Below are 17175 nucleotides of genomic sequence, written 5' to 3'. Positions count from 1 at the left end.
CGAAAACCGGTGGCGCGCTTTCGAGTAGTGACCAAACACCAGGTCTCTGGTTGGCGGTTCCTGCTGCGTCGGATCGAGCACGCGCTGGTGCGCCGCGACGCCTCCATGATGGACGACCCGGCGCGCGGCCGGTCCACCGCGTTGTCCATCGGGATCGCGCTCGCCTGTGTCGGCATCGCCGGTGCGGCGGTGCTCGGATTCTTCAAGCCGGACAAGAAGATCGCGAACTCGAAGATCGTCGCCGAATCCGATACCGGCGCGCTGTTCGTTCGCGTCGGTGACCGGATGTTCCCCGCGTTGAACCTGACCTCGGCGCGACTGGTGGTCGGCTCGGCGGAGAATCCGGTGCGGGTGTCGCGCGCCGAACTCGCGAAGTTCCCGCGCGGGCCATGGGTCGGCATCCCCGGTGCGCCGGGCAGCATTGTCGATTCGGGCGACCGGAGATCGTCGTGGACGGTGTGCGACACCGCGAAACTCGGTGCGGCCGCGCCGGTGAGCCCGACGACCGGGCTGCCGACCGTCACGCTGTCGCCGGTGCGCACCACCGCGATCGGCGGCCCGCTCACCACCGACGGCGACGCGATCCGTGAGCTGGCTCCCGGTGAAGCCAGATTGTTCCGGGACAGCTCGACGACGTGGCTGGTGTACGCCGACGCGGCAAAAGGGGTGGTGCGCGCGTCGATCGACCTGCGCGATTCGCCTGCGGTGCTCGCACTCGGCATCGACCCGACGGCGGCCATTGTCTCGGTGTCCAAGGGTCTGATCGGCGCGATCCCCGAGGTGCCACCGATCCGCGTGCCGGTGATACCGGGTGCGGGCGAGGCGGCGTTGCTGCGGTCCGGGCCGAGCGCGCCCGTCGGCTCGGTGCTGACGGTGTCCACCCCCGATCGCGGTACCTCCTACTATGTGGTCTCGCAATCCGGTGTGGTGCAGGTGAATTCGGTGGTGGCCGCGATGCTGCGCAACGCCGATTCGCACGGTACGGCGTCGAGCCGCATTGTCGGCCCCGATGTGATCGCGGCGAATCTGCGGCCCGGCTCCTGGCCGGGGACCGAGGCCTTTCCGGCCGACCCGGTCAAGCTCGTCGATCCGGCCCGCTCCGGGGTGACCTGCTATCACTGGTCGCGCACCGGGACCGAACAGAACGCCGTGACCGAACTGCTCGTCGGCAGGCAGCTGCCCTTGCAGGCGGAGGAGCAGGATCGCGTTGTCGATTCGGTGACCGCGCCGATATCGCGGGGTGGCACCGCCGATTCGGCGTATCTGCCACGGAATACGGGTCGCTTCGTGCAGGTGACCGGTGCCGACCCGACCTCGTCGCGGCGTGAATCGCTGTATTGGATCTCCGACAGCGGCGTCCGCTACGGGATCGAGACCGAGCAGAACCAGTCCGGCACCGATCCGACGCTCGCGGCGCTCGGGCTGCGCACACCCGTTGCGGCGCCATGGAGCATCGTCTCGCTGTTCGCGGTCGGGCCGACGCTGTCCCAGCGTGACGCCAGGGTGGTGCACGACGGTATCCCGTCCAACAAGCTCGTCGCCGGGCTCGGCGGTGAGGCCAAGTGACAAGCACCCGCCGATTCGTCCGGCCCGCCCGCATGGAGCGCGGCCCGAAAGCGCCCGCTGTCACCGAGTTGCGACTGGAACCGCCGACCGAACTGCAGAAGCCGGTGCCCGCGTCGCGGATCAAGATGATCATGCCGGTGGTCATGGTCGCGGCCATGGTCGGCATGGTGGTGATGATGTTCCGCGGCGGCGGGGCGATGTCGCCGATGATGCTGTTCTTCCCGATCATGATGATGGTCTCGATGGCGGGCATGATGGGCGGCTCGATGTTCGGCGGCGCCGGTGGCGGCGGTGGGGCCGCCGACCTCAACGAGGAACGCAAGGACTACCTGCGCAGTGTCGCCGACAACCGGAAGACGGTGCGGGAAGCCGAGATCGAGCTGCACGAGTACCTGAGCCACACCCATCCCGGCCCGGCCGGGTTGGCCAGGCTGATCGGCGGCAAGCGGATGTGGGAGGTGCAGGTCGCCAGCCCGCAGTTCCTGCGGGTGCGGGTGGGCCGCGGCCGGATTCCGAATCAGGTCAGGGTGATCGTGCCGGAGGCGGCGCCGACGTCCGATCTCGACCCGGTCGGCGTGGTCGAGCTGACGAAGTTCGCGAAGGCGTACTCCACCGTCGGCGGCATGCCGGTCGCCATCAATCTGCTGTCGGCGCCGCAGGTCGGGATCGACGGCGACGCCGAGGCGGTGGCGGGTCTGGTGCGGGCGATGGTCGCCGAGGCAGTGGTGTTGCACGGGCCGGATCAGGTGGCGGTGGCCGCGGTGCTCGCGGATCCTGATGCGCCGCAATGGTCCTGGCTGAAATGGCTGCCACACACCCAGCACGCCAGTGACACCGATGCGATCGGACCGAGCAGGATGGTGTACCGCACCGTCGCGGAACTGCGGGCCAAGGTGCTTGCCGGGCTCAATCGCGGTCCGTTCTCGGCGAATTCGGAACCCTCGCTCGACCGCAAGCATTTTCTGCTGATCGTCGAGATCGGCGGAGCCGGAACCGACCGCGATATCTCGGGTATCGACGGCTGCACCTGGTTGCGCCTCGGGCCCGCGGAGCAGACCTTGCCGCGTGCGCTGAAATTCGTGGTGGACGAAGACAGTTCGCTGCACGAGGTGACCTCGCGGGGCAAGCGGCGGGTCGGCGTCGCCGACACCATGACCATCCCCGCGGTGACCGCGGTGGCCCGCGGCGTGTCGCCGTATCGGCTGTCCACCGTGGTGGAAGCCGTTGCCGCGGAACAGGCCAAGGGCGGCACGTCATGGGAGGAGATGGTCGGCATCGCCGATCCCGGCCATATCCTGGTCGAGCGCCGCTGGCCGCGGCTGCGCGACGCCGATCGGTCCCGGTTGAACATCCCGTTCGGGCACGATCCGGCAGGCAGCGTCGTCTATGTCGACATCAAGGAATCGGCCGAGGAGGGCATGGGCCCGCACGGCATGTGCATCGGCGCCACGGGTTCTGGCAAGTCGGAATTCCTACGGACGCTTGTGCTTTCGGCCGTCGCCACGCATTCGCCGGACGTGTTGAACCTGCTGCTCGTCGACTTCAAGGGTGGCGCGACCTTCCTCGGCTTCGACCGGCTGTCGCACGTGACCGCGGTGGTGACGAACATGGAGGAGGAGGCCGATCTCGTCACCCGCATGGAGGACGTGATCAACGGCGAAATGGCGCGGCGGCAACGGATTCTGCGCGATGCGGGCAACTTCGCCAGCGTTGCCGACTATGAGCGGGCTCGCGAGCAAGGGGCCCAGCTGCCACCGCTGCCGACGCTGTTGATCATCCTCGACGAGTTCGCCGAATTGCTGGAGCAGTACCCGAATTTCGCGAAGTTGTTCGTGGCCATCGGCAGGCTCGGTCGTTCGCTGCGGATCCATCTGCTGCTGTCCTCGCAGAAGGTGCCCGCCAACCGGATGGGTGAGCTGGAGGCGCACCTGTCGTATCGAATCGCGTTGCGCACCAATCAAACCAGTGACTCCCGTGATGCCATCGGCACCGCGGACGCCTACCACCTGCCGAAGAAGCCCGGCTCGGGCTACCTGCGAGTCGGTGCCGGTGAGCTACAGCGCTTCCAGGCCGCCTACGTCGGTTCGCCGTACGCACCGCCGGTGCAGGTCGCTGCGGTCAGCGCCCAGCGCGCGCGCCGGGTCGGCGGCGGGTACAAGCCGCCTCAGGCGTTCACCGCCGGGCAGGTCATCGACGTGCGGCCCGCGCAACGGGTCGAGCCGGAGCCGACGGTGGCCCCGGAGGCGCCGGAGGCCGATCCGGTGACCGTGATGGAGACCGCGCTGCAGCAATTCGCCGGACACGGACGCCCCGCGCACAAGATGTGGCTGCCGCCGCTGATCGTGCCGCCGACACTGGACGCGCTGGTCTCCACGGTGACGCCGGGCATGCTGCAGCTGCCGCTGGCCATCGTGGACAAGCCGCGCCAGCAACGCCAGGATGTGTGGACGGTCGACATGTCCGGGGCGGGTGGACATATCGCGGTCGTCGGTGGACCGCAGTCCGGGAAATCAACGGCCCTGCAGACTTTGGTCTTGTCGGCTGCTCTGACACACACTCCTGAACAGGTGCAGTTCTACTGCCTCGATTTTTCCGGTGGTCTCTCGAGTCTGCGCAAGCTCCCTCATGTGGGATCGGTCGCTTCGGCTCGCGATATCGACCGGATTCGGCGCACCTTCGCCCTCATCACGAATCTCCTGGCGCACCGGCAGGCGCTGTTCGCCGAACTCGGCGTCGACACTATGCGCGAATTCCGGCGTCGGCGTGGCTCGGCTCACGAATCCGCGGAACTCGCCGCCCGTGGCGATCTGTTCGGCGATGTCTTCCTCGTCATCGACGGCTGGGATCTCGGCTTCGCGGTGAGCGGGCCGTTCTACGACGAATACATGCCGGTGCTGGAAACCCTTGCGGTGCAAGGCCTCAACTACGGTATCCACCTCGTGCTCAGCAGTTCGCGCTGGGCGGCGGTGCGACCAGCGATCAAGGACCTGGTGCAGACGCGGCTGGAGATGCGCCTCGGCGATCTCACCGACACTGTCTTCATGCAGCACCGCAGCGTCGTCGCGGCGATTCCCGCGGATCGTCCTGGACGGTGTATCTCCACCGAGGCGCTACACATGCTCACCGCATTGCCGCGGATCGATGGCAACGGTGAACCCGATTCTGCCGGTGCGGGTTTGTCGGCCGCGATCGAGCAGATCGGGCAGACCTACCGCGGCCGTCGCGCGCCTGAGGTGCGACTGCTGCCCGCGCAGGTCGCCTTGGCAGAGATTCGGGCACAACTGCCCGAACCGGTGACTGCGGCCGAGCGGCTGGTGGTCCCGTTCGGCATGCGCGAGTCCGATCTCGGCGCCGCTGCCATCGATTTCGGTGTCTCGCCGCACTTTGTCGTCCTCGGTACGTCCGGGTGCGGAAAATCGACAGTGCTCGCTGCGATGTTGGAATCGATCGGAACTCAGTTCACCCCTGAGCAAGCGAGGGTCTTGCTCGTCGACTACCGCCGTACCCATCTGGACGTGGTCCCGGATGAACTGTTGATCGGCTACTTGACCAGCGAGCGTGACGTCGTGGAGGGCCTGCCCGCATTCGCGGCGAAGATGCGCACCAGGCGACCCCCCGACGGGGTGACCTCGCAGCAGCTCAAGGAGCGCTCCTGGTGGAGCGGTCCGGAGATCTTCGTGGTCATCGACGACTACCACATGGTGGTGCAGCGTGGCATGGCCAACCCGCTCGACGCGATCAAGGACATCATCGTGGACGGCCGGGATACGGGTCTGCACATCATCGTGGCGCGCAATATCGCACAGGCTGATTCGGCGCTGTACGACAATGTGCTCGGTCAGGTCAAGAACCTCAATTCGTCGGGTCTGATCATGGACGGCTCGAAGTTCGACGGCATGCTGATCGGCGAGGTCAAGGCGACCAAGCAACCGGTCGGCCGGGGCATCTTCGTCGAGCCGCTGCTCTCCCGGCGCGATCTCGTCCAGGCGGCGTGGTCACCGGTCACCGGTTGACGAGCAGGTGGGACAGGCTGCCATGCGCTGGCCGTCAGGAAGTCTTTCCACTGCTGGGAATAGCTTAACGTTCCTTTTGTATCGCTCATTACGAGCTGGCGCGAGTCGATAGGACGATCCTCATGTCTTTCGAAATCTATCCAGAGCAGCTCCCCATTATCGGTGCGCAGCAAGCCGCGAACGCGGCGAGCTTATCGGCAACAACGGGTGCCATGCAGGTCGCGGCTGTGCCCGTGCCGGCAGCCGCCGACGTCGTGAGCGCCTGGGCCGCAGGATTTCTCCAGGGCTATCAGCCGGGCTTCTTCGGCATGACGACCGCCCCGGGCATCGCTCATTTGGCTACCGGTTCTCAGGTGCTGACTCCGGTCGCCGCCTCGTACACCGCCACCGACGTGGCCGGTGGCCCAGCCATCGCCGCCGCGGCCTCGACGCTACCGGCTTAGGGCACGAGGGCTAAGGGTCAAGCCGCCATGCTTCCGTTCGAACTCGGTGCCACGTTGCCGGAAATCGCCTGTATCAGATTGCTGTCTGGTCCCGGCGAGCTCCCGATGAACGCCACCGCCGCCGCGTACGCCAATATGGCCGACGCCCTCGTCGCGGCCGCAGGCGGTTCCGATGGCTCCACCAGAAGCCTGGGAAATTCGTGGCACAGCGAGTCGTCGGACAAGGCGCAGGCCGCGTTTCACCGACACGCGAACTGGTTGCGGCAGCAGTCCTCGGTCGCAGGTCAGGTGGCTGCTGCGGCGACAACAGTGGCCGCTGCCTATTCGGCGGCACGGACCTACGCCGCGGCGACGCTGCCGATCATCATGGCGAACCGGGTGGCCTTCGCCGGCCTCACGGTGACCAATACGATGGGGCAGAATTCCCCGGCCATCGCGGTGAACGAGACCGTGTATTACCTTTTGTGGTTGCAAACGGCTGCGGTCATGAATGGCTATGCGAGCCAAGTGATGGGCGCGATGGCGACCATTCCGCCGCCTGCGCCGCCGCCGCATATCGTCATGCCAGGCGGTATGGGCGCGCCGCACCTCGGCATGGCTGGGCTCGGCGATCCGGCTGGACTCGGCAACGCCCTGACCGACGCGACGAATGCCGCGAACTCCGCGGCCGAGCAAGTCGCCAATCAAGCGGTCAACGATGCCGCGAACGGTGCCGCGGATCCGGTGTCCAAGGCGGCCGAATCGCTCACCGATTCGGCAACGTCACCGGAGTCTCTTGCCCAGCAGGCGATTCCGGACGGGAACCAGGCCACGATGTCGCCAACTGACACACTGGCCGATCCCGGCACGAGCGGGGTCGACGGGGGATCGCCACAGCAAGGATTCTTCGGCACCTCGCCCTACTCCACAACCCTCGCCAGCTTGAACGGCGGCGCGGGCGGCATGTCCGCCCTCGGCATGATCCGTGGCGGGCTCGGCTCGATGTCGGGTGCCTCGACCGGGTTCCGGATGCCGCCGAGTTGGCCATCGGGTCCAGGCACTGCCTTTGGCGCCGCAACGCCGCCACCGGCCGGCGCGCCTTTCGCGCCGCCGATGGCGCCGACCGGCGCCACCGCGCCTGTCGGGCAATTGCTCCGGCGGCACGAGGACACCGAGCGCGGTCCGGGACGAGTGTTCGTGCCCGGCATGCAGTACGAAGTGCCCACGCTCGAACAGGCGCCTGCCTTCGGCGTCCTCGAATACGACGACGAGGACGGCATCGAAGCGGTGGCGGCGGAATCGATGCTGCTCGGTGTCCTCGGGCCCGACGATGATGCCGAGTTTCGGCCATAGAACGTCCACGGTGATTGTGCACCGAGGCCGAAGTTGAGACCGATCTGGAAGGAAGATCAAAATGGCATACACACTCCAAGGTGATACGACCGAAATAAGGTCGACCGGGGCGAAGACCGAGCAGATTTCCGGAGAGCTGAACGGATTGCTCGCCCGGATTGTCCGCATTGCTGATGAGCTGCGTCCGATACTGAACACTCCGATTACCGGAGCGAATACGCAGAAGGCGTTCGCGCAGAATGATGCCGCCGGCCGCAAGTTGACGGGGACTATGTCCGGAATAGCCACCAATCTCGGTGTGACCGCGACCCGGGTGGATAGTCAGGATGCCACTTCTGGCGCGCAGGTCAACGCCGTCAGCGGTGTCTCCATCGTCAACACCGGATTCTAGATCGTCGCGGATATCGTTCCCGGCGTAGCTGAAAGGAAAATGCAATGACTGGTCCAATTATAGTTGATCATGCTCGAATCGAGGCGGCGCTCTCAGAATTCGCCACAGTGACAAACCTTGTCGATGGCAAGATTTTGGAAGCAGACCAGAACAAACAAAAGCTTCTGGAGGATTTCAAAGGTGCTGGCGCCACTGGGTACCAAGGTGATATGAACAAGTGGACGCAGGATTCGACGGATTTGAAAGCGTCGATGGTCGCGCTGAAGAATGCGGTCGCGGCCGCGTCTCAGGATTTTCACCAGACCGATCTCGGCGCCGCCCAGCTTTTCAACCATCACTAAGGATGCTGGAACGGGACATGGCCATCTGAAATCGGTTTCCAACTTTGGTGCAGGTGTGAAGTCCGACCCCGTCGCGATCGACCTGAACGTCGATGCCGCTCTGTTGTTGAAAGACATCGTCGGCATCGACTCCTACCCTACGGTGCTTGCCTTGTTGCCGAACATCTTTCGGCTCGAGGACCGGGACCGGGTGCGCGCGGCCGTTACGGCCGAACTCGTCGAGATCGGCGTCATCACGGACGGCCGCGTGCACAGGGCGGTGGAGCGCTGGCTGTGGTGCCTGTACCGGCCCGATATCGAGCTGTCCGCTCGGGTCGTGGCTACCGGCCACGGCGGCGATGCGCAGTCCATGCTGCGGCTGTCGCTGGTGCGTGGTGGCGACCAGCATGTGCTGGCGGTGCGGCATGACGACGAGATCGTCATCCAACCCGTGTTCCACGAGCACGGCGGCTCGGATCCGGTGTCGGCCGCCTTGGCCGCGGCGTTGGGGCCTTGTCCGCCACTGCGTTTCACGCCGATGACCGCGACGCTGGCACAGTTCACCGAGGTGCCCGCCGATCCGGACGAACGGCGCTCGGCCCTTGTCGAATTGGGTGCAGGGCCGCAGACCGCGGCGGCGCTCACCAGGGCGCTCGATGAGATACATCGGCGCGCAGAGGTAGTACTCGCCGAACACTGGGACGGCGGCTCGGTGGAAACGGAGGTGTGCCTGAGCGTGTTGGACACCGCCTTCGGGCGGATCGTGGTGACGCCGAGCGTCGCCATGGACGGTGAGGTCAGGTCGACCTACGCGCCCGGCGACGACGCCGCGCTCGCGGCGGGCATCGCGGCGCTGATCGACCTGTTGCCGAGCCGAAGCTGGCACGGCGCCAGCAGAATTCGATGAACGTCCGTGGAGCAGGAAAGGACGACCAAATGAGCCGACAGGGCACGAATGGGCATGCGGTCGAATCCGCGCCGTCGCGCAGTGGTTATGACGCTTATTTCTCCTCGGACGAAAGTTCCCCGAACCAAGCGCCGACGCCAGGGTTCGCCCATGAGGCGAGCGCTCCTGTGATCGGGCAGCCACCGCAGGGCGGTCCGGCCGTTGCGCCAGAGGTGCAGCCCGCGCCGTCGGGAGACCCGGCGCCGCCGAGCACGAACACGCCTGCGCGACAATCGGTTCCGCCGCCGCACCAGGCCTTCGAGCAGTGGCGGGCCGCAACTACCCACGACGCGTCGACCGGACAGCAGGTCGCCAGGTCCGGCCCTCAGGTATGGACCCAAGGGCACGAGACCGAACTCGCGCCGGGAGTCGAAGTCCTGCCCGCCACGCTGACTTCGATGGATTTCCTCGCCGAGATCACCGCTGCCAACCGAGCCAAGCTGAAGTCCAGCGCCGGAATGCGCGGCGCGCTCAACAAAGTCGGCTTCAATCTCGGCCTTTCCCCGGCCGAACAACGCACCGAGGACCGGCGCACCCGCATTCGCCGCCAGCTCACCGCGACGTATCAGATCGCGGTGGTGAGCGTGAAAGGCGGCGTCGGCCGGACCACCACCACGGCCGCACTCGCGTCGACCTTCGCCGCGTTGCGACCGGATCGCGTGATCGCGATCGATGCCAATCCGGACTTCGGCGACCTGCCGACCCGCACCGCCCCGCACCCCTACGGCCTGACTTTGCGCGACCTCGTGCAGTCCTCGAACCTGGACGCCTTTTCCGCGGTGCAATTCTTCGCATCGGTCAACTCGGCCGACCTGGCCACCCTCGCTTCGCCGTGGACCACCGAGGCCAACGAGGCGCTGACCGGACAGGAGTACCGCAGCGCCGTCGACATTCTGCGCAAGCACTACAACTTGATGCTCGTCGACTGCGGCACCGGCCTGATGGATTCCGCGACCGGGGCCGCGCTGCTGTCGAGTTCGGCGATGGTGGTGGTCACGCCCGCCACCGTCGGTGGCGTGAAAGGTGCGGTGGCCACCCTCAATTGGCTGAACTCGCACGGCATGCACCATCTGGTCGCCACCTCGGTGATCGCGATCGTGCAGCCGCAGCGGAGCAAGCCGATCGTCGAGGTCGAGGCGATCGAGAAACTCTTCGCCACCGCGCAGCGCCCGACCTTCCAGCTGCCCTACGACCCGCATCTGGCCGAGGGCGGCGAGGTCGACCTCCGGCTACTGGACAAGGACACCATGCTTGCCTTCGAAGAGCTCGCCGCGGGCTTGGCCGACGGGTTCCCGGCCTACCTTGCGGGGGGCAATGACCGAGGAGGGTGGGCATGAGCACGGCGATCGCACCGACCCCGACTCCGGCGCCCCAGACATCGGCGGAGGTGGCGCGGGCGCGGATCGCCGTCATGGTGTCCACCTATCAGGTCGATGTCGTGGTGCCGACGCGATTCACCATCGAGACCTTCATCGACGATCTGCTGGCCGTGCTTTCCCGGGTCATCGAGGACGAGGACGTCGACTTCACCCCGCCGAGCGGGCAGTGGAGCCTGGCGCGGCCCGGCGAATCGCCGATGCCGCGGTGGCGCAGCCTGGCCGATCACGACGTCACCGACGGCACCGTGCTGATGCTGTCGACCGTGGCCTCCGCGGAGGTTTTCACGCCGGTCGTCGAGGACATCACCGATGCGCTCGCGCTGATCAACGAGCGCGAATTCGCCGAGTACGACGAGACCACCGCGGCGATCACCGGGTTGACCGCATTGGCCGCGGGCGCGGTCGCGATCGCGGTGCTGCTGTCCTGGTCGTGGACCATGACCGGCTCGGTGCTGTGGTGTGCGTTGCCCGCGTTGGCCTTTGGCATGGCCTGCGTGGTCGCGGCCGTCGTGGCGCGGCGCCGCGCGGCCGAGGGCCGGATCTGTCTCGGCTTGACGGTGGCCTCGATTCCGCTGCTGTTCGCTGGCGGCGCGATGCTGGTGCCGCCCGCCTACGATGTGCCAGGCCCGTTCGCCGCGGCGAACCTGGCCGCAGGCGCGGTGGTCGCCGCGATCGCCGCCGCCGTCATGATGCGGGTGACCGGGCTCGGCATCGCCACGCTGATGGCGATCACCGTGCTCGGCGCGCTGACGGCAGCCGCCGCGATTCCCTTGACCTACCTGAACGTTTCGCCGCGCCAAGTGGCAGGCGCTGCGGTGCTTGTCGCGCTGGTGCTGCTGACGAGCGCGGCGCGGCTCGCGGTGGTGATCGCGCGGATTCGCCCGCCCGATCTGCCCGACCCCGGCACCGAGGTCGCGCCGACCACGCTCACCGATATCTTCGACGCCGAATCCGGGGCCGAGCGACCCGACGACGGCGAGCAGGAGCGCGTCGGCGGTGGCATCGAGAGCCGCGCCAGGCTTGCGGTGACGAGCCTGCGCGGTTTGATCGCCGCGATCGCCACCGTGCTTTCGGTCGCCACCGTCGCTGCCGCGGCCGCTGGGCCAGGCGGTATCCGGGAGATCGTGCTGTCGAGCGCGGTGACCGGTCTGCTCGCGATGCGGGCGCGCTGGCATCCGGATCGGATGCAGGCGATCGCGTTGGTGTCCGGTGCCGCCGTCACCGTGATCGGCACGGCCGCTGTGCTTGTCGGTGTGTACACGAGCCCGTTCGCCCGGCTGGTCGTTGTCTTCGTCGTCGCGCTGGTGGCAGGCGCGGGTTGCGTCGCGGCGGTGACGTTGCCAGGCAAGCGGCTCTCACCGGTGACCCGGCGGGTGACCGACTTGATCGAATACCTTTTCATCCTTGTTGTTCCGGTCATCTCCCTGTGGATCATGGGCGTGTACACCGCGATGCGGGCGATCTGATGAGCATTGGCCGTGCTGTCGCGACGGCACTGGCGGGCATGGTGCTCGCGGTAGGGGCTGCGCCCGCGGCGGCCGTCGTGCCGCCCGAGGTGGTGGTCGGTGCGCCGCCGCCCGATGGCGCGCCCGGACCGGAGTCGCCGACGAAACAGGACAAGGCTTGCGTGGCGACCGGTGTGCTGCCCGACAGCGACCTGTCCCGCACGCCACCCCCCGAACTGGCGCTCGATCTGGCCCAAGCCAGATCGTTGAGTCGAGGCGGCGGGGTCACCGTCGCGGTGATCGATACCGGGGTGAGTGCGAATCCGCGCCTGCGCGATCTCGTCGGCGGCGGTGACTACGTCACCGCCGGTGGCGATGGGCTGTCCGATTGCGATGCGCACGGGACGCTCGTCGCAGGCATCATCGGCGCGAGTGCCGATCCGGCGGACGGTTTCACCGGCGTCGCGCCGGACGCCAGGATCCTGTCGATCCGATTCCGCTCGGGCGCGTTCTCCTTCGAACAGTCGATCTCGGACGAAAACCAGCGGCTTGCTGTTGATATCCGGGCGCTGGCCCGTGCCATCACGCACGCCGCCAACCTCGGCGCCGGGGTGATCACGGCCTCGCTGCCGGTCTGCGTGCCCGCGGGCGCGGGCATCGACCAATCGACGCTGTCCGCGGCGATCGGCTATGCCGTGCACGTGCGCGGCGCCCTGATCGTCGCGGGTGCGGGGAACACCGGTGGCCAACGCTGCGAACAGAATCCGGGGATCGACCCGACCCGGCCGGACGACCCACGCAACTGGCGCGACGTCAAAACCATTGTCACGCCTGGGTGGTTCGCCCCCGAGGTGCTGACCGTCGGCTTCACCACCGCGAACGGCGCCCCGATGCCGGAATCGGTGACCGGGCCGTGGGTTTCGGTGGCCGCGCCAGGCACCGGCATCGAATCGCTCGGCCCCGGTGGCGGCGGCCTGATCAACGGCGTCGGTGAGCCGGGCAAACTGGTGCCGGTCGGCGGCGCGTCCTTCGCCGCGGCCTACGTCAGTGGCGTTGCGGCGCTGCTGCGTTCGCGCTTTCCCAACGAAACCGCTGCCGAGATCAGCGCCCGTTTGACCAGCAGCGCGCACGCGCCTGCGCGCGGCATCGACAACGTCGTCGGCGCCGGGGTGATCGATCCCGTCGCCGCCCTCGGCTTTCGCACGCCGCCGCAGCCGCCGGCGGGCTTGACCGGCGCCGGCGTACTGACGATGCCGGAACCGCCGCGCGCCAAAGACATTCGGCCCCCGCTGACCGCGACGGTGGTCATCTGCAGCGCGGTGCTGCTCGGTCTCGGCGCGAGCTACGGCAGTGCGGCGCTCCGGAGGCGACGGTGAAGCTTCCGAAGGTCGAGACCGGTGCGATCGAACGGGGACCCGTCGCCGTGATCGTGATCGGCGGCAGCCTCGCGCTGTCCGGAGTGTGGGCGCGTACACCATGGTGGGTCGCGGCAGTGCTGGTCGGAGGGTTGTTGACCGTGGTCATCGTCCAGGTCAACAGCCGCACCGGCGCGCGCTGGCTGCTCGACTGGATCGAGTACCGATTCGGCCGCACCGCACGGGCGGCGGCGCGCACGGCCACGGCGCAGGTCGGCGACGTGGAAGTCGCTGCGGGGACATGCGGTATCAAGATCTCGGGCACCACCTTGGTCGCGATGATTCAGCTCGCGCCCAACCTGGACCTGCCGACGGTGATCGCCGAGAAAAGCGTGTACACCGAGGACACGATCCCGATCGCGGCGCTGCTGCCGATGCTCGATCACTACGGCGTCGCCATCGACATCGACATCGTGACCACCGGCCAGCGGGTCAGGCCCACCGGCAGCTACAGCATGCTCTACGACCAATTGATCGGTGCGCATCCGGTGGTCGGGCACCGCCTGACCTGGCTGGTGGTCCGGCTCGATCAGGAGCGCAACCTCGCCGTGTTGAGCCGTAGAGGAACGGTCGAGCAGATGGCGCCGAAGGCGCTGGCCACCGCGGCACACCGCATCGCGGGCAGGCTGCGCGAGAGCGGCATCGCCGCACACGCGCTGCCCGCGGCCGCGTTGGTGGAGGCGAGCCGGATGCTGCACCTCGGCGTGGAACTGTCCGATCTGCGGGAGAAGTGGAGCTGCCTGGAATCCTCGGCGCCGGGCCGTTTCGTGACGAGCTTCCAGGTCGATTGGTCCCGGCTCGACGGCGCCGGACTCGACGAGTGCTGGTCCTGGCATCGCGGCTGGACGACGCTGGCGGTGAGCCTGACCGGCGCCACCGCCGAACCGCGGGCCATCGCCCGCTACGTCGGACCGGAAGTGACCACCGAGCCACCCGAGTTCCTCCGGCCGCTTACCGGACGGCAATCCACCGCGCTGCTGGCCACCCTGCCCTCGGGCGCCACCGCACACGCGCTGCCCTTCGGCCGCGCGCACAAGGAACTGTCCTGGACCGAACTCTGCGCCGACCTCACGGTCGCGATCGGACCCAACGGCCAGATCCTCGGCGCCATCAGCGGACAGCCGCGACACACCCTGGCCTTGCCGTTGTTCGATCCCGCGCGTTACAACCCGCGGCGGCGCACCGTCGACGTGCACGCCATGCTGCCGGTGGCGCAGCAACTCGTCTTGCGCGCCATGGTCGTCGGCGCGGATGTCGAGGTGCACTCGACGCGCCCGCAGCGCTGGTCGCAGTTGGTCGCCGCGGTCGGTGATCCGAATTCGTTGCGGATGGCCGTCGACCCGCGCACCGGTGCCGCGGACCAGGAATCTTCGCCCGCGACGATCACCGTGTTCGACAATCTGCCGCCGCACGCCTCCGGTGCCCAGACCACCGTCACCATCAGTGATCCGGGTGGTCCGCGCCAGCGCTCGGTGGATCTGGCGATCGACCAGGTCAACGCGACGACCGTCGACGTCAGTATCCCGATGCGGACGGTGCGGGTGAATCTGATCGAGCCTTGGGGCGAGACGCGCTATTACGGCGCGGCAGAGCAGCAAGGGTCCAACGGCGCAGGGCCGCCGCGGACCGAATTGCCGTCCGGCGGGCATCGCGCGAGCTGAAGGGATGGGTAATGTCTACCACTGTGTCATTGGACCCCCAGTCGGGTGCAGGCGACGTTGTCGAACACCAGGACGGCGACGAAGAACTCACACCGAGGCAAGAGGCGGCGGCGATCTTCTCGCAACGCCTCGCCGAGCTGATCGCGGAATCGGTGGTGTCGACCGAGGACGGTTCCGCGCGCTCGTTGACGCTGTATTCGCTCGCGCAACATCTCGAGCTCGCCCACCCCGACGTCCCGGTATCGCAGTCCGGCTTGTATCGCCTCATCAACGGTGAGGCGATACCCCGGCTCGATCTGATCATCGCGTTGGCGCGCGTATTCAATGTTCCGCCAGAGTATTTCGTGACGGTCTCGGAGCGGAACACGGACAGCTGGGCGCGCTGAACGCTGTTCCCGTCGGTGGGAATCGGCCGCAACGGTGCGCGTTCGGATCCTCGTACGATCCGGGGTATGTCAGAGCAGGACCAGGGGGACATCTTTCTCCGTCATCGCGGCGCGGTCCTCGAAGCTCTGCTGACCGAGCCCGCGGGGGCACCGGCGCCGACGGAGTCCGCGCCGGTCGAACCGGAGGCGGCGAGCGCACCAGATCCTGTGTTGCCCGAGGGGTCGAGCACCGAGCCGATGGCGCCGCCGCCGCCACTGCGGCAACGGCCGGGCGGCGAGCCGAGGGCAAGCGATCGGATCATCGCACTGCTCAACGGCACTCCCCCCGGTGCGCCGTTCGAGCCGAACTTCGATCCCGATCCCGATCTCGTCGAGGCGGTCCGCAGTACGACCACTCAGCCAGGGCCGCAGCCACCCCAACAGCCGCAGCAGCAGGCGAGCCGTCTCGGCTCGACCCAGGCGTCGGCGCAGCGGCTGCTCACCCAGCTGCGGAAGCCGAAGGTCGCACTGGCGGTGGCCGGTGTGCTCGCGCTGCTGCTCGTCATCGTGCTTGTGACCAGTGGCGGCAAGGAGAAACAGGAGGCAGCGCAGTTGCCGGTCGTCACGCCGACAGCGGCGCCGGTGACCTCGGCGCCGTCGCCGTCGGGCGCGGGCACCGCGAGTTCGCTCCTCCCGGTCAAGTCCGCGGTGTCGAAGTGCCCGGCGGGCAGCACGCCGGGCATGGACGCGTTCGGGGGACAGCAGGGTAAGGCCTGGTCGTGCGAGCGCGCGTTCAAGATCGACGGTCAGGTGCTGACGATCGAGCTGGACAAGGAATATCTGATCGATTCGATCGGCATCGTGCCCGGCTGGGACAGCGTCAGCGCGGACGGCGTCGACAAGTGGTCCAAATACCGTACGGTGAGCCGGGTTTCGTATCAGTTCGCCGATCCCAAGACCACCACCTACACCCAGCAGACCCTCGATCAGCGCACGCTGGTCGTCACGAAGCTGGATCCACCGGTGCGCGCCTCGCAGATCGTGCTGACGGTCCTCGCCTCGAAGGGTGACCCGACCGTCAACACGGTCGCCATCTCCTCGATCATGATCACCGGACGTTAGCAGGCCGCCCATGTCGCACCTGGTCTGTCAGTACTGCTCGCACCGCAACACCGGTGCCGAGTCCAGGTGCACGCACTGCGGTGGACCGCTGAAGGCTGCCGAGAAGCTGCTGGCCGCCGCGTCGGGACCGGTGGTGTCCGGCACCGCCGAGGCCGCGGTGGCAGGCGCGGCGAATGTCGTCAAGGGCGTGGAAAAGACTGTCGCCAAACATATTCCGTGGCGTATCGGGATCATCGGCGTGGTCGTGCTCGCGGTGCTCGGGTTCTTCGGTATTCGCGCGTGCTCGCTGCCGACGTTGTCGCTTGCCACGGCCGACCCGTCCAGGTCGTTGCCCGTCGCACTGCGGACCGCGGCGCAGTGCGAGCGGCCGGACGGGGCGACCAGAACAACCAAGTGCGTCATCGGAGCGAACGATCCGCTGTTGCTCGGGGGCATCGCGGGCGGGCGGCCGATGGCCTTCACCATGGCGGTGCTGCCGCCGGATCGGCTGATCGAGACGCTCGGTCAGTGGCGGACCGCAGGCGGCGTCACCGTCGCCGACGGCCCCGTCTTCGCCGCGATCGGGCCGACCTCGACCGTGTGGTTCGCCGATCAGCGCACCGGGTTCCGCCTGGAAACCGAGGCGTTCTCCGGCCGCGCGGCCGCACAGACTTTTCTCGCCCGCACCGGACTAGGTGTCACAGGACGTCCCTAACGTACCGCTAAATAGTGTTACATTAAGTAAGTGTCCAAGCGGCGTGTGGTCCGGGCGGCGAATCTCGAAGGTTAGGGAAACAC

The 17175-nt window shown here is 67.5% G+C and carries 14 protein-coding genes; all 14 read left to right on the top strand.

What is annotated here, in order from left to right; genetic code table 11:
- Positions 1-9: 9 nt before the first annotated feature.
- Positions 10-1566, top strand: a complete 1557-nt coding sequence (gene eccB / locus ACGFNJ_RS14530) for a type VII secretion protein EccB (RefSeq protein ID WP_393447290.1) — start codon at positions 10-12, stop codon at positions 1564-1566.
- A complete protein-coding gene (gene eccCa / locus ACGFNJ_RS14525) occupies positions 1563-5579 on the top strand; it encodes a type VII secretion protein EccCa (protein ID WP_393447288.1) in 4017 nt (1338 codons plus the stop codon). The genes eccB and eccCa overlap by 4 nt, the downstream gene beginning before the upstream one ends.
- A gap of 122 nt (positions 5580-5701) precedes the next feature.
- Positions 5702-6022: a hypothetical protein gene (locus ACGFNJ_RS14520; protein ID WP_393447286.1), complete on the top strand. Its 321-nt coding sequence runs from the start codon at positions 5702-5704 to the stop codon at positions 6020-6022.
- A gap of 27 nt (positions 6023-6049) precedes the next feature.
- Entirely contained in the window at positions 6050-7354 is a 1305-nt protein-coding gene (locus tag ACGFNJ_RS14515; RefSeq protein ID WP_393447284.1) for a PPE domain-containing protein, read from the top strand.
- A 61-nt stretch (positions 7355-7415) separates the two neighbouring features.
- Positions 7416-7745 carry a hypothetical protein gene (locus tag ACGFNJ_RS14510; protein ID WP_393447282.1) on the top strand — a complete coding sequence of 110 codons (330 nt, stop codon included), beginning with the start codon at positions 7416-7418 and terminating at the stop codon, positions 7743-7745.
- A gap of 44 nt (positions 7746-7789) precedes the next feature.
- Positions 7790-8086, top strand: coding sequence for a WXG100 family type VII secretion target (locus ACGFNJ_RS14505; RefSeq protein ID WP_393447280.1), 297 nt, complete (start codon positions 7790-7792; stop codon positions 8084-8086).
- A gap of 55 nt (positions 8087-8141) precedes the next feature.
- Positions 8142-8972 carry an ESX secretion-associated protein EspG gene (locus ACGFNJ_RS14500; protein ID WP_393447278.1) on the top strand — a complete coding sequence of 277 codons (831 nt, stop codon included), beginning with the start codon at positions 8142-8144 and terminating at the stop codon, positions 8970-8972.
- A 29-nt stretch (positions 8973-9001) separates the two neighbouring features.
- Entirely contained in the window at positions 9002-10348 is a 1347-nt protein-coding gene (locus ACGFNJ_RS14495) for an AAA family ATPase (RefSeq protein ID WP_393447276.1), read from the top strand.
- Complete coding sequence (eccD, locus tag ACGFNJ_RS14490; RefSeq protein WP_393447274.1) at positions 10345-11856, top strand: type VII secretion integral membrane protein EccD; 1512 nt, start codon at positions 10345-10347, stop codon at positions 11854-11856. Before ACGFNJ_RS14495 ends, eccD begins: the two co-directional genes overlap by 4 nt.
- Entirely contained in the window at positions 11856-13211 is a 1356-nt protein-coding gene (gene mycP, locus ACGFNJ_RS14485; protein ID WP_393447272.1) for a type VII secretion-associated serine protease mycosin, read from the top strand. The genes eccD and mycP overlap by 1 nt, the downstream gene beginning before the upstream one ends.
- Positions 13208-14911 carry a type VII secretion protein EccE gene (eccE, locus tag ACGFNJ_RS14480; RefSeq protein WP_393447270.1) on the top strand — a complete coding sequence of 568 codons (1704 nt, stop codon included), beginning with the start codon at positions 13208-13210 and terminating at the stop codon, positions 14909-14911. The genes mycP and eccE overlap by 4 nt, the downstream gene beginning before the upstream one ends.
- A gap of 11 nt (positions 14912-14922) precedes the next feature.
- On the top strand, positions 14923-15297 hold the full coding sequence (locus ACGFNJ_RS14475) for a helix-turn-helix domain-containing protein (RefSeq protein WP_393447268.1): 375 nt from the start codon (positions 14923-14925) through the stop codon (positions 15295-15297).
- 66 nt (positions 15298-15363) lie between these two features.
- Positions 15364-16398, top strand: a complete 1035-nt coding sequence (locus tag ACGFNJ_RS14470) for a hypothetical protein (RefSeq protein ID WP_393447266.1) — start codon at positions 15364-15366, stop codon at positions 16396-16398.
- Positions 16399-16408: 10 nt separating this feature from the next.
- Positions 16409-17092, top strand: a complete 684-nt coding sequence (locus tag ACGFNJ_RS14465; RefSeq protein ID WP_393447264.1) for a hypothetical protein — start codon at positions 16409-16411, stop codon at positions 17090-17092.
- Positions 17093-17175 lie beyond the last annotated feature (83 nt).

The organism is Nocardia sp. NPDC049149 (assembly GCF_043197455.1).
In the GTDB taxonomy this organism is placed as follows: domain Bacteria; phylum Actinomycetota; class Actinomycetes; order Mycobacteriales; family Mycobacteriaceae; genus Nocardia.
This window is presented reverse-complemented; position numbering and strand designations above follow the sequence as displayed.